This is a genomic window from Paenibacillus xanthanilyticus, from assembly GCF_042682185.1.
In the GTDB taxonomy this organism is placed as follows: Bacteria; Bacillota; Bacilli; order Paenibacillales; family Paenibacillaceae; genus Paenibacillus_Z; species Paenibacillus_Z xanthanilyticus.
The window spans coordinates 3,616,053-3,635,044 of record NZ_JBHUHA010000001.1 but is presented as its reverse complement, the minus strand read 5'-3'; the positions used below and the strand labels follow the sequence as shown (position 1 = coordinate 3,635,044).

Genomic DNA, 18,992 nt, shown 5'->3' with positions numbered 1-18,992 from the left:
GAGCAGGAGGGTGACGAATGACAGAAGGGTTGGACCAGATCATCGGCCTGCTGCGCCATTCACATGAGTGCAAGGCATCCGACCTGCATATTTCGGTCGGATCGCCTCCCGTTATGCGCGTACATGGCATACTCCAGCGGATCGGCGAAGAGTTGGTCTCGACAGAAGCGGCGAGCGCGATGGCTATGGCGCTGCTCAATCAAGATCAGCAAGAGCGTTTCGAACAATCGGGCGAAGTCGACTTCTCTTATGAGCTAGAAGGCTGCTCGCGCTACCGGATTAACGCCTACCGGCAGCGAGGCCGCGTCAGCATTGCGATCCGGACCATTCCGACCGCGATTCCGACGCTCGAGCAGCTGCAGCTGCCGCCTATCCTGGCGACGCTCGCGAACAAGCATCAAGGGCTTGTTCTGGTGACAGGCCCGACGGGCAGCGGCAAGTCGTCGACGCTGGCGGCGATGATTGATTATATTAATCGGACGCAGAAGAAACATATTGTGACGTTGGAGGATCCGATCGAGTTTCTCCATGCACATCAACAGTCGGTCGTCGATCAGCGCGAAGTCGGCAACGACACGAAGAGCTTCGCGAACGGCTTGCGCGCCGCGCTTCGCCAAGATCCGGACGTCATTCTGGTCGGCGAGATGCGCGACCTCGAGACGATCTCGGCAGCCGTGACGGCGGCGGAGACGGGTCATCTGGTCTTTGCGACGCTGCATACGTCGGATGCGCCGCAGACGATCGACCGCATTATTGACGCGTTCCCTGCGCATCAGCAGGCTCAAGTACGCGCTCAATTGGCGGCCGTGCTGGTCGCGGTTATCTCGCAGCGGCTGCTGCCTCGATCCGGCGGGCAAGGACGCATGTGCGCGACGGAGATTATGGTGAATAACCCGGCCGTAGCGAACTTGATTCGGACGGAGAAGATTCATCAGATCAAGAGCGTCATGCAGACCGGACGCGCGCAGGGCATGCACACGATGGACGCTTCTATCAAGGAAATGCTCCAGCAAGGGCTTGTTGATGCGTTAACCGCCAAAGCGTATATAAGCGAAGGTGTTCACTAATGGCACAGTTTGCTTATCATGTGAAGAGTTCCAGCGGACGGCAGCTCAAGGGCAAGATTTCCGCGATGGACAAGTCGACGGCGGTCGAGGAGCTGCGCAAACGCGGTCTGATCGTCCTTTCGCTCGAGGAAGAGCGGAACACGTTCCTGCAGATGGATATTTATATCGGCAATCCGGTCAAGACGCAGCATTTCATCGTGTATTGCCGGCAGTTCGCGACCTTGATCCGAGCTGGTGTAACGATCCTCGACGCGACCGGTATTCTCGCCGCACAGACGGAGAGCAAGCCGCTCAAGAAAGCACTCGTCTCCGTTCACGGCAGCTTGCTGAAGGGCAATGCGTTCTCGGCGGCCGTCCAGGAGCATAAGCGTATTTTCCCCGCAATGTTCACGAGTATGATTCGCGCGGGTGAGGAGTCCGGCGATATCGAGGGCACGCTGGAACGGCTGGCGGTGTTCTTTGAGAAGGAGCATATGACGCGAGAGAAGATTAAGTCGGCGTTGACGTATCCTCTCGTCGTTGGGTTCTTGGCTATTGCAGCGGTTGTGTATTTGTTGAAAGCGGTTGTTCCGCAGTTTGTATCTATGTTCGCGTCGATGGATGCTGAGTTGCCGACGATTACGAAGATGGTCATGGCGATGAGTAACAGTATTTCGAATCAATGGTATTTGTGGCTCCTTGGTGTGATTGCTTTGGTGGTTAGCTATTTTATTATCGGTCGTTTGGAAAAAGGAGCTTATGTAATTGCATATATGAAATTGAAGGCTCCGGTCTTTGGAAAGCTATCGCAAAAAGGTGCTATTGCGCAGATGTCCCGGACGCTTTCTTCTTTGTATGCTAGTGCTGTTCCGATGCTGCAAGCTCTAACAATTGTCGAAGAGGTTGTCGATAATAGAGTTATAAGCAAGTATATCCGTCAATCGGCAGATTCCCTGCGACAGGGTAATCCATTGTCAGATCCGTTAAAGAAAGCGTGGGTATTCCCGCCGCTCGTGACGCAGATGATCGCGATTGGCGAAGAGACGGGCTCTCTAGATCTGATGCTTTCGAAGGTCGCGGATTTCTATGAGATGGATGTAGAGAATACCGTCGATCGATTGAAATCTTTGATCGAACCGTTGTTGTTGGTGTTTTTGGCTGGAGTTGTCGGGATAATTGTGGCGTCAATAATGTTGCCGATGTTTAGTCTGTACGAGCAAATGTCGTAAGTCACGGGCCAGCTAGGGTGGCGCTGGCCGTAATTAAGAAGAACATGTAGGAGGAATGAAGTATGTTTGCAAAAGCTATGAAGCAACTGAAGAAGGAAGAAAAAGGTTTTACGCTGATTGAACTTTTGGCGGTTATTGTAATCCTTGGTATTATTGCAGCAATCGCTGTACCACTGATTGGTAACATTATTGCCAATTCGCGTGAGGATTCTGATGTTGCAACAGCAAGACAACTTTATGATGCTGCGCGACTATATGTTGTTGGAGAAGAGAATGGAGATTTTCAAGGTGCACAAAACGTAACTCTTGATGAGATGCAAGACGAAGGTTATATGGATCTTGGCGTTACGCTTCCAAGCACAAGAGTAGCTTTGGACCCAGCAAATACATTTGTGACTTTTGATGGTGATGGTCAACTTACGAGCGTCACGCTGAACACAAATGCAGGTACTGGCACAACAGCTAACCATGTCTTCAATGCAACACAAGTAATGGCTGCAGAAGACACAACTAACTAATTTTTGTTATAAGGAACCGGAACTCGTTCCGGTTCCTTTCCTTTAACCTAAAACGAAAGTGGCCATGTTCAAATGACAATTGCGATTGCGCTCTACCTGTTCATTGTCGGGCTCGTCTGCGGATCCTTCTTCAACGTGGTGGGCTTGCGCGTGCCGGCGAAGCAATCGGTCATTCGGCCGCCTTCGCATTGCACGAGCTGCCAGACGCAGCTGCGCAGGCGGGATCTGGTCCCGGTGTTCAGTTGGCTGTTATCCAGAGGCCGCTGCCGCCACTGCGGCGCGCAAGTGTCCTTCGTCTATCCGCTCGGCGAACTCGTAACCGGCTTATTGTTTGCAGGCCTATTTCTTCGTTTCGGACTGTCGCTGGAGTTAATCAGCGCCTTACTGTTGTCGAGTCTTTCGGTTATTATTACCGTTTCCGATCTCAAGTATATGTTGATTCCGAATAAAGTGTTGCTGTTCTTCCTCCCGCTCTTAATTGCAGCCCGGGTTCTTCATCACGAGCTGCCGCTCTGGCAGTATCTCGTCGGCGCGCTTTTCGGCGGGGGTATTTTATTGCTGGTTCATCTGTTCTCCGGCGGCCGGATGGGTTTCGGAGATATCAAATTATTCGCGGTCTTGGGCTTCGTCATCGGGTTTCCGAACACGGTCGTCGCCTTGCTGCTCGCCTGCTTGCTGGGGGTTATCGTGGGCGGCGCGCTGCAGCTGCTTGGCCTTATCGAACGCAAACAACCGGTCCCGTTCGGGCCGTTCCTGGCTGTCGGTTCGCTTATCGCGTACGCTTTCGGACAGGCCATCATTGACGGGTACTTCTCGATATTATTCGCATAAGCGGGATGTGAACTTAACATGTTGTCCATAGGGACCATAGGAACCAAAAAAATCGGGATCACGTTCGACCAGACGGGCGTTCGTTTTGCCGCTTTGCGCAAAAAGAAAGAGTGGGAGATTGAACGGACGGGGTTCCTGCCGCTGCCGGAAGGGTTGATCGTCGAAGATCAGATCATGAACCCGGAAAGCATTCAAGTCGCGCTGAAGCAGTGGGTGAAGGCGCAGAAGCTGACCGGCGCCTCCGTGACCTTCTCGGTGCCGACCTCGCTCATCATCGTGCGCAAAATGAAAATTCCGACGACGAACGCGAAGGAACTCCGCCATCTGGTCGAACTAGAGGTCGAGACGACGCTCCATCTGCCGTTCGAGGATCCGGTGTACGATTTCGTCCGCATCGGGATGGACGAGGAGAGCACGCAGGTGCTGATTTTCGCCGCGCCAAGCAAATGGATTGTGACCTGCGCCGATCTGCTGCACAACGCGGGTCTGAAAGTGAAGGGGGCGGATTTGGCCGCATCGGCGCTGGCGAAGCTCGTATTCGCCGATCAAGTCGAACCGGCAACCGAGACGATGATCGTGCACATCGGTGAATCCGTCCTGGATATCTATATGTTCCACGAAGGCAATCCCATCTTCATGCGCGCGATCAATCTGAACGAGACGGCGGCGCACGAGCGTGGCAAGCTCAATGAGCTGCAGGTGGCCGAAGTGACGGCAGAGCTGTCGCGGATGTTGAATTTCTATCAATTCGGTCTCCATGAGGGAGCTTCTCGCATTTCGCGGACGATCCTTGCAGGTCCGGCGCATTCACGGGCTGCACTATTAAGTGCCATCCGCGAATCGCAACCGGAGATGTCGGTATCGGAAGCGGATTATTCGGCGCTGGAAGCAAGCGGCAGTCAGCTGGACGGCGGTATCGAACCTTATCTTGTGGCGTCCGGTCTCACGCTGCCGGACGAACGCAAGTTCCATATTAACTTAATGCCGCGCATTGACCGGGAGGCGAGAATTTTCCCGGCGGTGCTGGGGGGGACGCTCGTGCTCTGGGCGCTGCTCTTCGGTCTCACCAGCTACATGTATATCAGCAATAAAGGCGAGATCGCCGACAACAAGGCCATGATGACTCAGCTAAATGACGAACTCGCGCTTCTTCAGAACGAGTTAGCCTCGGGAAGCAGCGATGCCAATATTAACCCGCAGGCGACGATCGCGGCCATCAAGTCGCAGCAGCGCGACGTGGTGGGCATCGTCTCCGAGATGCAGCGCGGTCTTCCGAAGGGGGCCATTCTCGGAACGGTTAACTATTCGGCGTCCGGCGAAATATCGGTATCGGCCGGCTTCTTGACCATGAGGGATGCCTCCCGCTACTTGTTCGACCTTCGCCGCATGTCGTTCGTGGCCGATGCCACGATGGGCTCCATCATCAAAGAAGAGCAGACCGCGACGCTTCGAACCGGGGAAGACGCGGAATTGCGCAAGCCGTATTCGGCTTCCTTCGCGGTCAAGATGCGCAGTCTGAATGCCGGAGAGGAGGGGAATGCCGATGGAACAGCTGAGTAAGAACCGGACCGCGGTCATGCTGCTGGCGGTCATATTGTTCCTCGCCCTGTTCGCGCTCTATATGTACTTGGTGAAACCCGCCGGCGACACGATTGCCAATCAGGAAAGCGAGCTATCTACGCTTGATAGCCAGCGCGCGATTTTGCAGAAGAAAGTGGACGAGCGCAAGCAGAAGAACGAGGGCTTCGACGCGGCTGCCGTGCAGGAGGCGCTGCCGCTGTGGGACAACACCGAGCAGCTGCTGCTTGATTTGTACCAGATCGAAGCGATCACGTTCGCGGATACGCTGACCGCCAACTTTACGATTGAGGACAAGAACACGGAAGCGGAAAACGAGGAAGCGATCGACACCGGAGATGTGGGGGATGGCCAGAGCACGGAGCCGAGCGCGCTGTCGACGGCCAAGAAGGTCGAGGTGTCGGTCTCCATTAAAGGCCGCGAAGCGGACATCGGCAAATACGTCTACGCCGTCCAGAACATGAAGCGCCTGGTGGTCGTCGATAAATTCGATATTTCCGGCAATTCGCGGGACAGCACGAAGCAAGTGACGGCCAGTCTCGTGTTTACGGCATACTTCGATCCTTCTTACTTGCCGTTGGTCGATGATATCCAGACGCCGTACAAGGAATACGTACCGGAGAATGAAGCGAACTCCCGGATTACGGAAAGCGGCACATCGACCGACGCCGCGGAGGAGACCGAGGCACCTACGAAGACGCAAGATGGGACGATCGGTAAAATGGTCGATTCCTTGGAGGATGGAACAAACACGTAGGCGGCAAAGCACGACGATGAAAAGCCCTGATCTCGCGATCAGGGCTTTTTGGCATTCGGCCGGACGGGGCAGACAGCCTTCTTGGTACTATCTTCGCGGCGGGAGGCAGTGCGAGGGGCAGCAATCCGGGGGCCGGTTGACACCATGCGGCTGACCTGCGCGCCTGCACGAAGCGGAGTCATGCCGCGCAACCTACCTTCCCCTACACCTTCTCGTTCGTATACCCCACTCGCGAGCTGACCCGCAGCGTCAGCGTCTGCTGCTCCGCATCCCAGTCCATCGCGGGGACGTCCAGATCGTACAGCCACCATTTGCGCAGCTCGCCGGTCGCCTTGTTCTCCTCGAAGTAGAACAGGTTCAGGTCATCCTCCAGCCGCTTGATCTCGTGGCCCGCGTCCAACGGGACGCGCTGCAAGGAGACGAGCCAGCCGTCGCCGTTCGGCTCCAGCGTGAAGGCGCAGCCGCTTTGTTCGGTGTCGAGCAGCAGCCGGCCGATGACCTGCTTGATCAGCAACTTTTTGTGAATCGCGTTCGTCATACTTGTTGTCTCCTTTATTAAGGCAGATCGATGAGCAGGAATAAGGATTTGGCGCGAGCGTTGATCGTCAGGCGCGGATGGTCGGCGATGCGGGCGGTATCCCGCCAGCCGAGCTCGTGGCCCTCGTCGATCGCGACGCGGCCCTCGATGACGAACAGGTAGATGCGGCGCCCTTCCGGCTGCTCGAATTGAAGCGTCTGGCCTTCTTCCAGCTCGGAGAGATACATCGTCAAGTCTTGGTGAATGAACGCGACGCGTTCGCTCGCCTGGTGGGAGACGATCGGCAGCAGCCGGCCTTTCAGGGCGTCTGTGTCGTAGGTGGTCGTCTCGTAGGAGGGCGGGAGCTTGCTCTCGTTCGGGCTCACCCAGATTTGCAGCAGATGGCAGTCCTCTTCGCCGGGATTCACCTCGGAGTGGACGAGGCCGGTGCCGGCGGTCATGCGCTGGACGCCGCCCCAGGTGGTGACGGCGGATTCGCCCGTGCTGTCTTCGTGCTTGAGCTGGCCTTGAAGGACGATGGAGACGATCTCCATCTCGCGGTGCGGGTGCGCGCCGAAGCCGAAGCCGCCCTGGATAATGTCGTTGTTGAAGACGCGAAGCGGGCCGAAGGACGTGTTGTTCTCGTCGTAGTAATCGCCGAACGAGAAGCTGAATTGGCTCTTCAGCCATCCCTTGTCGCCGGCATGTCGCGAGGATGCGGGATAAATGGCAATCATGGATTTCCCTCCTTTTATCGTTATGTCCACGATACCACGGCGAGGGACGCGCTGGCAAAGCGAGGCGCCCCAGCCGTTCTCAGCCGTTCCCAGGGCAGGCGGTCGCCGGATAAGAGGAGTTTGATGCTGGACGTAGAAACGAATAGCGAGCGGACGGTAGCGTCCGCATCGAGAGGAGCAATCGGGCATGAACAACAAGAGAACGCGCCAATACGAGGGAATGCGGAGAATGGCGGGGCTGCCGCTGGCGGCGGCGCTGCTGCTGGGCGCCGGCGTGCAGGCCATTCCTGCTGCAAGCAATGCCGCATACGCGGCGGAAGCGGTGCCGGCAGGCTTCAAGCTGCAGACGCTGGACGTCGTGATCGGCGGACGGGCGGTCAGCGTGCCGGGCGGCGTCATGAGCGGCCAGACCTATATCGGATTGGCTTTCCTGAGCAAGGAGCTCAGGCTGACCGCCGGATGGGATGCGAAGACGAAGGTCATCTCGGTCGGCGGCAAGTCGAAGAAGCTATCCATGAAGCCGGTCGAAGGCGCGTATCAATATGACGTGAACGGCCATAGACTCGGGTACGCCGCCGAACAGCCCATTATCGTCAAGGGAACGACGTATTTGCCGCTCCGCTTCCTGCTGGAGCAGATGGATTACGAGATCGGCTACGATACGGCCAAGAAGCGGGTGACGATCAAGGAAGCGGCGCGCAATGCGCTGACGCTCGCCAACCGCTCGATTGAGCAGACGAAGGACAAGGTCGAGATGACGGTGCAATATCCGCAGCTGCAGGGCTTCGCGGACGCCGACGTACAGAGCAAGATTAACACGCTGCTGGCCGCGGAAGGCAAAGCGTACGAGACCGCGGGTCTAGCGTTCGTGAAAGACTTCGGCGGCGAAGAGTGGATCGGGGAATACTCGCTTACCTATGACGTGAACTACACGGTCACGAAGAACGACGGCGGACTGTTAAGCCTGCATTTCGACGTCTACACTTACTCCGGCGGCGCGCACGGCATGTACGATCTGCAATCGCACACGTACGACCTGAAGACGGGCAAGGAGCTGACGCTGCAGGAAGCGGCGGGCGGCAACGCGAATTATATCGCCATCGTCAACGAGGAGATCAAACGCCAGATCAAAGCGACCGACCTGCCGCTTATCGAGCCGTTCACGACGATCGACGCCGACCAGCGGTTTTACCTGCGCGGGGATGCGCTCGTGGTGTACTTCGGCCTGTATGAATATACGCCGTACGCGGCGGGCATTCCGGAATTCGTCATTCCGCTGTCCAAATTCAAGTAAGCCGCTCCATAGCTGGCCACGATCAAAAGCCTCCGACCGTTCGCCGGTCGGAGGCTTTTTCTGCGATCTATCCCAGGTGTATGGCGTTGCGATGGCGTCTTCACGCGCTCGCTTACTGCCCGACGATGACCTGCTCCTTCGGATACCGGATGCGCACCGGATGCTCCTCCTGCTTGAGCGTAAGCAGCAGGTTAATGATGCCGACGCGGCCGATGAGCATCATGACGATCAGGATCAGTTTGCCGGATAGGCTGAGCGTCCCGGTAATGCCCGTCGACAGGCCGGTCGTTCCGAAGGCGGAGCATACTTCGAACAGCAGCTGATGCAGCGGATACGGATTGGTCCACGCCATGAGCAGCATCGCGGTGAACACGAAGATCGTGGCCGTGAAGAAGACGATGAACGAGCGGCGGATGTCCTCCTCGAGCAGCTCGCGGCCGAACACCTTCGTATTCGGCGCGCCGCGCATATAAGACCACACGGCAGCGAGCATGACGAACATCGTCGTCGTCCGGATCCCGCCGCCGACGCTGCTCGGCGAGGCGCCGATGAACATCAGACCCGAGAGCATGAGCAGCGTCGGGGACGACAGCTGGCTAACGTCCATCGTCGTGACGCCGCCGCTGCGGGCCGAGATGGAATGGAACAACGAGTAGAAGAACGAATCCACCGCCCCATGGCCTTGGAGGAAGTGCGTCCGCTCGAACAAGAAGAACGTGACCGTGCCGAGCGTGGCGAGAAAGGCGAACATCAGGAGCGCGATCTTGGTCAGCAGCGTAAACCGATGCCGCTCCTTCGGATGCATAATCCGCCATTTCAGCTCGAGCAGGACAGGGAAGCCGATCCCGCCCGCGATGATGAGACCCATCGTCACGATCTGATAATAGTAGTCGTGCGCGAACGGAATGAGCGAGTTGCCGTTCAGATCGAAGCCGGCGTTCGTGAACGCGCTGACCGAGGCGAACAACCCATGGAAATAGGCGGTGTACCAATGCTCGTGATAGCCGGTCATGAGCGTATGAGTGCCGAGCAGCAGCGCGCCGGTGACTTCGATGATGACCGCGAGCAGCAGAATGCTCCGCATCAAGCCCACAAGCCCGGATAGCGTCGATTGGTTATGGTCGGCCGCGATAAACATGCGCTGCTCCAGCCCGATGCGTTGGCCGAACAGCAACCAGAATAAGGTGCCGAGCGTCATGATGCCGATGCCGCCGATTTGGAACAGGATGATCAGCACGATCAGCCCTGCCGTATTGAACACGTCCGACACGTCGATCACCGTTAAGCCGGTGACGCTGATGGCGCTGGCCGCCGTGAACAACGCGTCGATGAAGCCGATATCTACATGCTCCTTATGCAGGAATGGGAGTCGAAGGATCCCGGCGGCGACGAAAGTCGTGATGATATAAATAGATACGACCAATTGGACGGGTTTGAGTTTCTTTTTTCGAATCGTCGAGCTCAAGCGGGAAGCCTCCTGAATGCGGTATAGCGTTAATCATAGCAGATGGGAGCATATGGGGTAAAATAGTGTGCTGCGTACAAACGCTTTCATTCGACAATTTCCCGGGCAATACGGTGAAACGGCTGTCGTCCACTGGAGGTGCGGCAAGTTTCATTCCGGAAAAATAGAAGCTGAATTATAGACGTGAAATTTAGAATTTCTTCTTTTTAGAAAACTAGCGGCACGGCCATCTAGGCTGTGCCGCCGCTTGCTGCCGAAAATCCGATTACAGCCGCACGGTCCGTCAATCTTCGCGGCTCTCGCTTTCACCGGGCCGTACTAGGCTTGATTCGCTTCCCATTCCGCGCGTAGAATGCCCATTTTGATCAGGTCGTAGCTTTGGCCGCCGCGCAGCACGGCCGAACGGGCACGTCCCTCGTCGATGAAGCCGGCTTTCTTATAGGCGCGATAAGCCGCCTCGTTGTACGAAATGACATCCAACCCGACGCGGTTCAGGTTCAGCTCGTGGAAAGCATAGCGCAGAATCATCCGCAGCGCCTCGATGCCGAAGCCCCGGCCCCGGTCGTTCGGATCGCCGATCCCGACCGCGACGAGGGCCGCCTGGTTGTTCCATTCGATGCTGTGCAGGGCGACGAACCCGATGAACCGGTCATCCTCGAGCGTGCGCAGATGAAATTCGATCGTGTTGGCTCTGTTGGCGCTGCCGTAGGCATCGGGCGTTTGCGGAATGGCATGCTCGGTGTCGACCTGGGTTAAGTACGCATAGTCCTCCGAGAAGCGGGCCAGCTCGTCGGCATCTTCGGCTCGAGGGGCGGCGAAGCGGATCAGCTCGCCGCGGAACAAATCGTGGGTAGGCATAGCGGGCAGCACTCCTTCGAATCGGGCGGTCAAGCCCGCGGTTATGATGGCAAATGAATCCGGCTCTCCCATCTTATCCAACCGCGAGGGTTGCCGCAATGGGAGGCGCTTCGGGAAGGAGAGGCCAGCGTATGCCCGCCTGCATAAGCTCCTATGGCGTAATCACGACATCCGAGTAGCCGGCGTATATCTGCAAGCTTCCGTTTCGCGTGTCCGCCCACGTCCCGATGTACCCGCCGGGCGGCACGCTGGCGATGTCGATGTAGTCCCCGATAAGCGGAATGGGCGTCGGGCTGCTGCCGTTCGGGCTGAACGATTGCGTCGTGATCCGGGTATTCGTGAACGTCGCGCCGCCGTTAATCGAACGGGCGACGTAGACGTCGAGGTCGAAGCCGTTGATCTGGTTGCTGTAGTAGATAATATTGACGACGCCGGTCAGCGGATCGACGTCGATGGCCGGGAAGAAGTTCTGGGTGCCGGAAGGCGCGCCGGTTATGGATACTGCCGATGACCAGGACTGCCCTAAGTTATCGGAGAAGGACATGTAGATGTCGGAATAGCCTTGTCGATAGTCCTGCCAGACGCAGTAGACCCGTCCGGTCGTGGGGCCGACAGAGTTGTCGGTGGAGATATTGGCGAACGTCAGCACGCGGAACGCATAGCCGGGCACGGGCAGGACGGTCGGCACGGGGGTGATGGTGGCGACGTTGATCGCTTGCGAGAAGGTGGCGCCGCCGTCCGTTGACCGCCGCACGATGAACCGGTACGACGGGCTGATCGTGACCCAAGCGGCATAGACGTTGCCGACGAGATCGACCGCGACCTCCGGGCGCTCGACGCGGTCGGATTCCCCGGACAGCTTGACCGGCTGATCCCAAGTCGTCCCGCCGTCGGTCGATCGATTGAGGAAGGCCGTCGAGTTGCCGCCGTTGGCGACGTTGAATTGGTGGTTATACGTGATGTAGACGTTCCCCAGATAGGGACTGGACTGTCCGTTGTCGACGGTGACGCTCGTCTCGTCGTTATTAATATACGTCCCATACCCGGGGCCGACAATTACGGGAGCGGAGAACGTCGTGCCGTTGTCCGTCGATTTGTAGACGATGCAAGTTCCGCTCTGCGCGCCGGGGAACGCATGCGCGGTGACGTAGAACGTGGTCGGGAACGCATAGGCGACGAACGGCGCCTCCGCGCCCGTGAAGGGCGGCAGGATCGGCAGGATCCGCTTGCTCCAATTCGCGCCGCCGTCCAGCGAACGATACAGCCCCGTCTGCGGCGTGCCGTCCGTCGTATCTACCGCCACGGCGATCATGACGTTCGGGGAGAGTAAGTTCACGGCTACCGCAGGCTCGAACTTCGGGTTTCCCGGATCGCTGACCGGGAAGTTGAAGTTGGTCATGACAATCGAACCTCCTCAGGTTACAAGCTTGCCATACTATATGCCGCTAGATTAAGGGCTGGCCTGGCAAGTCTCCCGCATCTAGCAAAAACAGGCGCGTGTTGCCGTGTGAAATCCACATCTTCGCGCTCGCGTCACATAGATTGGTAGGAAATAGGGATGAGAGGATGTGTGGAGACGATGCCCTTCACAACGAGTTTGCTGACGAACACGCGGGCGACCGGGACGGCCGCGACGAACGTGGTTGTCAACGTGCGCAACTTGGACCAGGTCGCGGACGTGACCGTCATCGTGCAGATATTCGCCTTATCGGCCACGACGCTGACGCTTTCGCCAGTCTACCAGACCGGTATCGTCGTGGCTCCGAACAGCGCCACCCGGCAGCTGTTCAACATTGCGGGCAACCTCGCCTACGAGGTGCAGCTGAGCATCATAACGCCGCTGCCGAACGCGCTGCTTTCCGTCTTCGGCGTCGACGAGTTTGGTAACCTGGTGGCCGGCCAGCGGGTGCTGCAGTCGGAGCTGACGGAGATTCCGGTCTTAACCCCCACCGACGGCGTAATATAAGCCGTCGTGTTCTCCTTTCGCCGCGGGAGCTTGCTTCCGCGGCTTCTTTTGGGTGGGGTATAAGCGCTTCAGGGATACGTGCACAGGCATTCCCGCAATCTTCCCATACACTGGTAAAAGAGGTTATTCAAAAAGTCGCCGATTGATCACGAAGCAGATCAAGGAGCAGCTCGGCGTCGAATCTTGCGTTCAGGCTTGAAGTCCGGTGCTCATTTAGGTTTGCCTAAACTCCGCTCCTCCTTCTTCGCCTTCATGCAACCTTCTCGGTGCTGAATCGTCGGCTTTTTGAACACGCACTAAAAGGGATTTCACCCGCGCAAAGGAGGATGTTTATGGTTGATGTGGGGGTCGTCATGCCTGTGTATAAGCAGGTTCCGGCTTTTCTCGAAGCGGCCATCCAATCGATCCTGACGCAGACGCTCCGCGAGTTCCGCTTCGTGATCGTGATCGACGGCGCGCCGGAGATGGAGACGCTGGCCAGAAGGTTCGTGGGTTCCGATCCCCGGGTGGAGATCATCCGGCATGATGTGAACCGCGGGGTCGCCGCGACGCTGAACACGGGTTTTTCGCATCTGGCCAATGACGATCGGCTCTTGTACTGGACATGGGCTTCGAGCGATAACGTCTACCATCCGGCGTTTCTGGAGGTGCTGCGCGGCACGCTGCGCAAAGGGCCGGAGTCGCTAGGCCTCGCGTACAGCTCCTTCAACAGTATCGACAACCAGGGGAACCGCGTATTGGAGGGCAAAGGGCTGGTGGCGCAGCGGGCATATCAGTCGCAGCCGAAGGAAGCGCTGCTGGACGGATCGATCATTGGCGTTTCGTTTATGTATAAAGCGGAAATCGCGCGGAAGATCGAGGGCTATCGCCTGGAGCCGGTGGAGGATTACGAATATTGGCTGCGGCTGTGCGAGCATTGCGAGATCCGTTTTGTTCCGGTGGAGCTGGTCGACTACCGGGTTGATTCCACGCTGAGCGTGTCGGCGACGCTCAAAAGCGTGCATCAGCACCGCAGATGGCGTTACGCGTATCATCTGGCGCGGATGCAGGCCAGGCAGCGGCGCGGCATCATGCCGGAAGTCACGCTGATCTATCCGCTGCGCAGCGCGGGCCAAAGCGAGATCGATCGGCTGGAGAACGTCTATGAGCAGGCGTTTAGCAACTACCATGTGCACGTGCTGGATTTGAGCGTCGATAAGAGCGTGACGCGCAAGCTGGCAGAAATTTCGCACCCGACCACGGCATTTCGCGCCTACCCGAACGCATCCCGGCAAGCCGCGCTTCGCGTCTTCATGCGCGGCGTCTCGACGCCGTATACGATGGTCCTGGACTCGCGGCTGTTTCCCGAACCGATGGATTTGACAATTCTCGTGCAGCAGCTGAACCGCACAGGCGGCGAAGTGCTGTCCGACTTCTACACCGACGACCGGCAGGTCGGCTACCGCTATCCCGGAGACGGACGATCCTTGACGGACTTCACGGGCGAGCTGTTCCGGACGACGGCGCTGTCGAAGCTGATGGGTATCCATTAAACCGAGCGAAGGGAGCGGCAGCGATGAAAATTTTGTTCACGTTCTATAATCCCAGCGGCGGCATGGAGACGCTCAATCGCATCCGGTGCCAAGCGCTCGGGGCGAAAGGCTTCGAGTGCCACCTGCTGTACAAAATGGGTGGGTCCGGCATGCAAAATATCCGCAACATCCCGACCCATATCGTGGAGAACGACAAGGAGCTGAAGGACTTGCTCGCGCGCGAGCGGTATGACGCCATCGTCGTATGCACGGACAGTTATCTCCTGGAATCGGTGCGGCAGGCGGGCTACCAGGGCTGTCTGATCTACGAAGTGCAGGGGCTTGGCACGCCGGAGACGGCCAAGCAAATCATGATCGAATTCGAAGAGCGGGTGCGCGAGAACGCGGATGCGATCGTATACCCGAGAACGAAGCAGCTCGAGGAGCTGATGCGGGAGCACCTGAGTGACTTGCCGCAGTACTGCTTCGACGATCCGCTGCCGGTCGGCACGTTCGGCTATGAAGCGTACCCGCCGCATCAAGCGCCGATCCTCGGTTGGGTCGGACGGATCGAGCCGAACAAGAACTGGCGCGAGTATCTGGAGCTCGGCTTCCGGCTGTCGGTCGAGAAGCCGGACCTGCAGCTGTGGATGTTCGAGGACCGCGCGCTCTCGCAGCCGTCGGAGCGCGCGGCGTTCGACGCGCTCGTCGCCAAGCTGGGGCTGGAGAAGCGGCTCTACCAGTACGACTGCGTGCCGCATCAATTGATGGCGGACTACTATTCGATCATTGGCGATTCGGGCGGGTTCCTGTGCTCGACCTCGATCATGGAAGGCTTCGGCTACGCGGTGGCGGAGGCGCTGCTATGCCGCTGTCCGGTACTATCCACCGATTCGGGCGGTATACGGCGGTTCATTACGCACGACGAGACGGGCAAGCTGTACGCCCGGGGCAACTTGATGGAAGCGATCGAGCAGGCGGGTCAGCTGATGAACGACCGGGCGCTCCGGGAGCGGATCCGGGACAACGGCGTCAAGCATATATCGGAACAGTTCGCCCCTTCGCGGTATACGGGGCACTTCGCGGCTATGCTCCGGCAGCTCGGCGTGAAGCCGAAACCGGCGGAATCCGACGCGAAGCCGGGCATCATGCCACGCTTGGCCAGCGCCCGTCTGGGCATCTCGAGATTCGTCGGAAGAGCGGAGAAGGACGGAGATACGCCTACCTGACGGAAGCCGCTTGTCGTACGCCACCCCCCCGCGCCCGGCGCGGGGTTATTGGCGCTTGGCGCAGCCGCCGGTCCTTTTGGACAATCGCTGCGGGTTGCGGTATGCTGAGGCTGCGGCCCGTTCGCGGCTGCCGCCGCAGGACAAGCAAGCGCAAGGGGGAGTTGTGGCCATGAGCCCGCAGGAGTCCATCGAACATTTTCACCAGTTGAAGCAGACGATTACCCGGTTCATGATGGTGTACAAATTTGCGCTCGACGAGATGGAGACGAAGATCGATATTTTGAAGGAAGAGTTTCAGCTGCTTCATGACTATAATCCGATCGAACATACCAAGTCCCGGCTGAAGTCGCCCGAGAGCATCATGAACAAGCTGTTCCGCAAGAAGCTGAATATCTCGCTGGACAGCATACGCGCCAATATCCGCGACATCGCGGGGTTGCGGATCACGTGCTCGTTCATCTCGGATATCTACCGGGTGCGCGACATGCTGGCCGGGCAATCCGATCTGGTCGTGCTGGAGACCAAGGATTACATCCGCGAGCCGAAGCCGAACGGCTACCAAAGCCTGCATATGTTGATCGAGGTGCCGGTCTTCATGTCGGATCGGGTGGAACGCGTCTGCATCGAGGTGCAGATCCGGACGATCGCCATGGATTTCTGGGCAAGCCTGGAGCATAAAATTTTCTATAAATACAACGAAGCGGTGCCCGAGCGGCTTATGGCGGAGCTGAAGGCGGCCGCGGATTCGGCCACGTTGCTGGATCGCCAGATGGAGCGGCTGCATCGCGAGATGAATGAGCTGAAGGAAGGCAAGCTGATCGAAGAGAACGAGCTGCGCCATATTCGGCTGAACAACCAGCAATTTTCCCTACCGGCCTCGCTGCTCGAACTGATCGAAGGCGATGGCGAGAGTCGGGGGTAACAGGCAGCGGTTGGGGGCGCGCCGCCGAAGATCACGGACATCGTGGTCATTCGTATCCGTCGCGGCCGTCCTTGGACAAGCCGGATGGGAGGAGCGGCCCGGAAAAGCGCGACTCGGGCGGAGCGTCGCGGCGCATCCGTAGCAGAAGAGGCTGAGACGTCATCATCCCGATGACAGCTCAGCCTCTTGGCGTTGTCCGTTACTTGCGCGCGGCATCCAGCTCCGCAAGCGTTCGCAGCACATGCTCCAGCAAGTCCGGAATATCCTCCATCTGTTCCTCGTCGATCTTGCGATTGAAAGTCAGCTCCGCGGTATGCGCGAATACGGGCGCAGACTGCTCGTCCTGGTATTGGAATTGCAGCGTCTGGCGCGGCGGCAGCTCTGGACTCCAAATGTCGGCGAGAATGCGATGGATGCGGGCACAAGCATCGTCTGCCGTATCGCGCGGCACCTGCTGATGGAACCGGAGCGACAGCCGGCAGCCGGGCTTCTGTTCCGCGAGCTCCATAATTTCCGCGGCCAGCTCCGCAAGCGACGCTTCCAATAAGAGCTCGGCTTCGAGCGCCGGCGCCTCCCGCAGCACGAACCGGATCGCGAACGCGCGCGACATAACCGCCATATCGAGCAGATCGCGCCGCCCGGTAACGGTGATTCTCGCATCCAGATTGTCCAGGTCGTAGAGCTGATTCTCGAAAGCTACCTTTAAATTATCGTAAATCGACGGGTCGAATAGCATAGTCGATCCTCCTTGAAGGTGGGCGTTTCAATTGACATTCCACCACTATAGCATACGGGAATGCCCGATGCCATGCGCGCAAGCCGCGGTTCTTTGGAATTCTGGCGAGCTTGCGTCCGGTCTCGCTGCGGCTGTCCTTTTCAGCGACTTTTAAGCAGTCCAACCAATGTTTATTCATAGACAGTTCATAGGCCCTCTGATAGGATAACCTCATGGGAGATTACAAAAACCGGAGGATACCTGACCATGAATAGCAACCCTTTTAAACAACGGATAATCGCATCCGTTCTCGCAGCAGGGCTCGTGCTTGCGCCGTTGTCCGCTCTGCAGCCGGGAGTGGCGGCCGCGGCTTCGGCCAGCGCGCAGACATCCGTCATGAAAGTATTCGTGGACGGCGTTAACCTGGCATTGCCGCAGGCTCCGACGGTGAAGAACGGCACGACGCTCGTTCCGATGCGCGCGATCTTCGGCGCGCTTCGCGCAAACGTGACGTGGGACGCACAGACGAAGACGATTCTCGCGACCAAGGGCAGCGATTATATCTCGCTGAAGATCGGTTCCGCCTACGCCGTGAAGAACGGCGCTTCCGTCAAGCTGCAGACCGCAGCCCAGCAGAAGAACGGCACGACGCTCGTCCCGCTTCGCTTCGTAGCCGAAGCGCTGGGCGCGGAAGTGGCGGTGGATGCCAAGCAGCGGGTCATTCGGATCACTTCCGAGCAGCAGGACGCAGAAGACGAGGCAGCGACGGGCGGCGGGACCGAAGCGGCAACCGAAGCGCTGACCACGCAGGAGATCGTCGCGATGAACGACGAGAAGGTCGTCATGATCACGACCGACAAAGGACAAGGCAGCGGCGTCGTCGTCGGCGGCAGCTTGATTTTGACCAACTATCATGTCGTGACGGGCGCTTCCAAAGCAACGGTCGCGTTGAACGACGGTACGACACTCGGCGTCAAAGGCATCGTCGCGGTCAACGAAGACGCCGATCTGGCGATCATTCAGACCGAGACCGCGCTTAGCGTCTCGCCGGTGAAGCTGGCCAGTCCCTTCTTCGTGGAGAAGGGCAGCCGCATCGTGACGATCGGAAGCCCGCTCGGCTTCCAGAACACGGCGGCCGAGGGCCTGATCAGCAACATCACCTACGAAGCCGGCACGCTGTACTATCAGACGAGCGCGCCGATCGACCACGGCAGCTCCGGCGGCGCCATGTTCAACGAGAGCGGCGAGCTGCTCGGCATTACGACGTCCAAGATCGAAGGGACGAGCGCGGATTTGAACTTCGCGGTCTCCGTCCGCCACGTGCTGGCGCTGCTTCAGGAGTACAGCCTGAATCCGAAGAAGGCGGCGTTCGAGCCGGCATCCGAGCTGAAGCTTGAAGGCGCGACGACCGAAGAGATTCGCAAGGCGTTCGCGGATAATTTCGGATCCGTCACGACGTTGGAAGGCACGACCGAGCTGAAGAACGTCGAAGTGAAGCGCGACGCCTCGGGCTGGCTGGTCATTGACGCGGTCATCGATTCGTCCTTCTATATGCTGTACGGGGACAAGACGGCCGACGATCTCCGCTATTGGGCGATCGACGCGGGAGCCGCGCTTCGCAAGGCGCTGCCGAACCAGACGATCCAGCTGTCCGTCTATTACCAGCAGGAGTTCAACTTCGAGCCGCGCGGCTTTGCGTCCGGTGAAGTGACGAAGCTGGACAATGGCAAATGGCAGGTCCGCTACCCGGTCATCGACTTGCAGGAGAACGACAAAATGTACGTTCGCGTACGCACGTAATATAGGCAAGCCGTGAGGC

At 58.3% G+C, this 18,992-nt stretch carries 18 protein-coding genes; 12 read left to right on the top strand and 6 right to left on the bottom strand.

The genetic code is table 11. The annotated features are described in order from the left end of the window. Positions 1–17 precede the first annotated feature (17 nt). From ACFSKT_RS15625 to ACFSKT_RS15600, 6 genes are all read left to right on the top strand, one after another. Positions 18–1,067 carry a type IV pilus twitching motility protein PilT gene (locus ACFSKT_RS15625; protein ID WP_377721901.1) on the top strand — a complete coding sequence of 350 codons (1,050 nt, stop codon included), beginning with the start codon at positions 18–20 and terminating at the stop codon, positions 1,065–1,067. Next, entirely contained in the window at positions 1,067–2,275 is a 1,209-nt protein-coding gene (locus ACFSKT_RS15620) for a type II secretion system F family protein (RefSeq protein ID WP_377721900.1), read from the top strand. Before ACFSKT_RS15625 ends, ACFSKT_RS15620 begins: the two co-directional genes overlap by 1 nt. Before the next feature lie 62 nt (positions 2,276–2,337). Continuing rightward, on the top strand, positions 2,338–2,793 hold the full coding sequence (locus ACFSKT_RS15615) for a type II secretion system protein (RefSeq protein WP_377721899.1): 456 nt from the start codon (positions 2,338–2,340) through the stop codon (positions 2,791–2,793). A 72-nt stretch (positions 2,794–2,865) separates the two neighbouring features. Beyond that, positions 2,866–3,624 carry a prepilin peptidase gene (locus ACFSKT_RS15610; RefSeq protein WP_377721898.1) on the top strand — a complete coding sequence of 253 codons (759 nt, stop codon included), beginning with the start codon at positions 2,866–2,868 and terminating at the stop codon, positions 3,622–3,624. A gap of 18 nt (positions 3,625–3,642) precedes the next feature. Next, entirely contained in the window at positions 3,643–5,184 is a 1,542-nt protein-coding gene (gene pilM / locus ACFSKT_RS15605) for a type IV pilus biogenesis protein PilM (protein ID WP_377721897.1), read from the top strand. Further along, the gene (locus tag ACFSKT_RS15600; RefSeq protein WP_377721896.1) at positions 5,168–5,959 is read left to right on the top strand and encodes a hypothetical protein; all 792 of its coding nucleotides are present in this window, start codon (positions 5,168–5,170) and stop codon (positions 5,957–5,959) included. The genes pilM and ACFSKT_RS15600 overlap by 17 nt, the downstream gene beginning before the upstream one ends. Before the next feature lie 202 nt (positions 5,960–6,161). On the opposite strand, the gene ACFSKT_RS15595 is transcribed toward ACFSKT_RS15600, so the two are convergent. Then, the gene (locus ACFSKT_RS15595; RefSeq protein WP_377721895.1) at positions 6,162–6,497 is read right to left on the bottom strand and encodes a hypothetical protein; all 336 of its coding nucleotides are present in this window, start codon (positions 6,495–6,497) and stop codon (positions 6,162–6,164) included. A gap of 17 nt (positions 6,498–6,514) precedes the next feature. Further along, positions 6,515–7,213 (bottom strand): pirin family protein, encoded by a 699-nt coding sequence (locus ACFSKT_RS15590; protein WP_377721894.1) that lies wholly within the window; start codon positions 7,211–7,213, stop codon positions 6,515–6,517. A gap of 187 nt (positions 7,214–7,400) precedes the next feature. Between ACFSKT_RS15590 and ACFSKT_RS15585 the strand changes: the two genes are divergently transcribed. Next, positions 7,401–8,507 carry a PdaC/SigV domain-containing protein gene (locus ACFSKT_RS15585; RefSeq protein ID WP_377721893.1) on the top strand — a complete coding sequence of 369 codons (1,107 nt, stop codon included), beginning with the start codon at positions 7,401–7,403 and terminating at the stop codon, positions 8,505–8,507. Between the two features lie 112 nt (positions 8,508–8,619). On the opposite strand, the gene ACFSKT_RS15580 is transcribed toward ACFSKT_RS15585, so the two are convergent. The 3 genes from ACFSKT_RS15580 to ACFSKT_RS15570 all read right to left on the bottom strand — a co-directional run bounded on the left by ACFSKT_RS15580 (position 8,620) and on the right by ACFSKT_RS15570 (position 12,229). Beyond that, positions 8,620–9,972 carry a TrkH family potassium uptake protein gene (locus ACFSKT_RS15580; RefSeq protein ID WP_377721892.1) on the bottom strand — a complete coding sequence of 451 codons (1,353 nt, stop codon included), beginning with the start codon at positions 9,970–9,972 and terminating at the stop codon, positions 8,620–8,622. A 318-nt stretch (positions 9,973–10,290) separates the two neighbouring features. Then, positions 10,291–10,830 carry a GNAT family N-acetyltransferase gene (locus ACFSKT_RS15575; RefSeq protein WP_377721891.1) on the bottom strand — a complete coding sequence of 180 codons (540 nt, stop codon included), beginning with the start codon at positions 10,828–10,830 and terminating at the stop codon, positions 10,291–10,293. A gap of 151 nt (positions 10,831–10,981) precedes the next feature. Then, a complete protein-coding gene (locus ACFSKT_RS15570) occupies positions 10,982–12,229 on the bottom strand; it encodes a sialidase family protein (RefSeq protein WP_377721890.1) in 1,248 nt (415 codons plus the stop codon). A gap of 180 nt (positions 12,230–12,409) precedes the next feature. On the opposite strand from ACFSKT_RS15570, the gene ACFSKT_RS15565 reads away from it, so the two are divergent. From ACFSKT_RS15565 to ACFSKT_RS15550, 4 genes are all read left to right on the top strand, one after another. Continuing rightward, positions 12,410–12,796 (top strand): hypothetical protein, encoded by a 387-nt coding sequence (locus ACFSKT_RS15565; protein WP_377721889.1) that lies wholly within the window; start codon positions 12,410–12,412, stop codon positions 12,794–12,796. A gap of 332 nt (positions 12,797–13,128) precedes the next feature. Beyond that, positions 13,129–14,328: a glycosyltransferase gene (locus tag ACFSKT_RS15560; RefSeq protein ID WP_377721888.1), complete on the top strand. Its 1,200-nt coding sequence runs from the start codon at positions 13,129–13,131 to the stop codon at positions 14,326–14,328. A gap of 23 nt (positions 14,329–14,351) precedes the next feature. Further along, positions 14,352–15,536 (top strand): glycosyltransferase family 4 protein, encoded by a 1,185-nt coding sequence (locus tag ACFSKT_RS15555; RefSeq protein WP_377721887.1) that lies wholly within the window; start codon positions 14,352–14,354, stop codon positions 15,534–15,536. A 169-nt stretch (positions 15,537–15,705) separates the two neighbouring features. Further along, positions 15,706–16,458: a GTP pyrophosphokinase gene (locus tag ACFSKT_RS15550; protein ID WP_377721886.1), complete on the top strand. Its 753-nt coding sequence runs from the start codon at positions 15,706–15,708 to the stop codon at positions 16,456–16,458. Between the two features lie 199 nt (positions 16,459–16,657). Here the strand turns inward: ACFSKT_RS15550 and ACFSKT_RS15545 are convergent, their stop codons facing one another. Continuing rightward, positions 16,658–17,194 (bottom strand): hypothetical protein, encoded by a 537-nt coding sequence (locus ACFSKT_RS15545; RefSeq protein WP_377721885.1) that lies wholly within the window; start codon positions 17,192–17,194, stop codon positions 16,658–16,660. Between the two features lie 246 nt (positions 17,195–17,440). Here ACFSKT_RS15545 and ACFSKT_RS15540 point away from each other — a divergent pair, with 246 nt between their 5' ends. Beyond that, complete coding sequence (locus tag ACFSKT_RS15540) at positions 17,441–18,973, top strand: stalk domain-containing protein (RefSeq protein ID WP_377721884.1); 1,533 nt, start codon at positions 17,441–17,443, stop codon at positions 18,971–18,973. Positions 18,974–18,992: the final 19 nt, after the last annotated feature.

Bases quoted from the DNA above. Each gene is read 5' to 3' on its own strand.
- ACFSKT_RS15625 (WP_377721901.1), top strand. From the start codon at position 18: ATGACAGAAGGGTTGGACCAGATCATCGGCCTGCTGCGCCATTCACAT.
- ACFSKT_RS15620 (WP_377721900.1), top strand. From the start codon at position 1,067: ATGGCACAGTTTGCTTATCATGTGAAGAGTTCCAGCGGACGGCAGCTC.
- ACFSKT_RS15615 (WP_377721899.1), top strand. From the start codon at position 2,338: ATGTTTGCAAAAGCTATGAAGCAACTGAAGAAGGAAGAAAAAGGTTTT.
- ACFSKT_RS15610 (WP_377721898.1), top strand. From the start codon at position 2,866: ATGACAATTGCGATTGCGCTCTACCTGTTCATTGTCGGGCTCGTCTGC.
- pilM (WP_377721897.1), top strand. From the start codon at position 3,643: ATGTTGTCCATAGGGACCATAGGAACCAAAAAAATCGGGATCACGTTC.
- ACFSKT_RS15600 (WP_377721896.1), top strand. From the start codon at position 5,168: ATGGAACAGCTGAGTAAGAACCGGACCGCGGTCATGCTGCTGGCGGTC.
- ACFSKT_RS15595 (WP_377721895.1), bottom strand. From the start codon at position 6,497: ATGACGAACGCGATTCACAAAAAGTTGCTGATCAAGCAGGTCATCGGC.
- ACFSKT_RS15590 (WP_377721894.1), bottom strand. From the start codon at position 7,213: ATGATTGCCATTTATCCCGCATCCTCGCGACATGCCGGCGACAAGGGA.
- ACFSKT_RS15585 (WP_377721893.1), top strand. From the start codon at position 7,401: ATGAACAACAAGAGAACGCGCCAATACGAGGGAATGCGGAGAATGGCG.
- ACFSKT_RS15575 (WP_377721891.1), bottom strand. From the start codon at position 10,830: ATGCCTACCCACGATTTGTTCCGCGGCGAGCTGATCCGCTTCGCCGCC.
- ACFSKT_RS15570 (WP_377721890.1), bottom strand. From the start codon at position 12,229: ATGACCAACTTCAACTTCCCGGTCAGCGATCCGGGAAACCCGAAGTTC.
- ACFSKT_RS15565 (WP_377721889.1), top strand. From the start codon at position 12,410: ATGCCCTTCACAACGAGTTTGCTGACGAACACGCGGGCGACCGGGACG.
- ACFSKT_RS15560 (WP_377721888.1), top strand. From the start codon at position 13,129: ATGGTTGATGTGGGGGTCGTCATGCCTGTGTATAAGCAGGTTCCGGCT.
- ACFSKT_RS15555 (WP_377721887.1), top strand. From the start codon at position 14,352: ATGAAAATTTTGTTCACGTTCTATAATCCCAGCGGCGGCATGGAGACG.
- ACFSKT_RS15550 (WP_377721886.1), top strand. From the start codon at position 15,706: ATGAGCCCGCAGGAGTCCATCGAACATTTTCACCAGTTGAAGCAGACG.
- ACFSKT_RS15545 (WP_377721885.1), bottom strand. From the start codon at position 17,194: ATGCTATTCGACCCGTCGATTTACGATAATTTAAAGGTAGCTTTCGAG.
- ACFSKT_RS15540 (WP_377721884.1), top strand. From the start codon at position 17,441: ATGAATAGCAACCCTTTTAAACAACGGATAATCGCATCCGTTCTCGCA.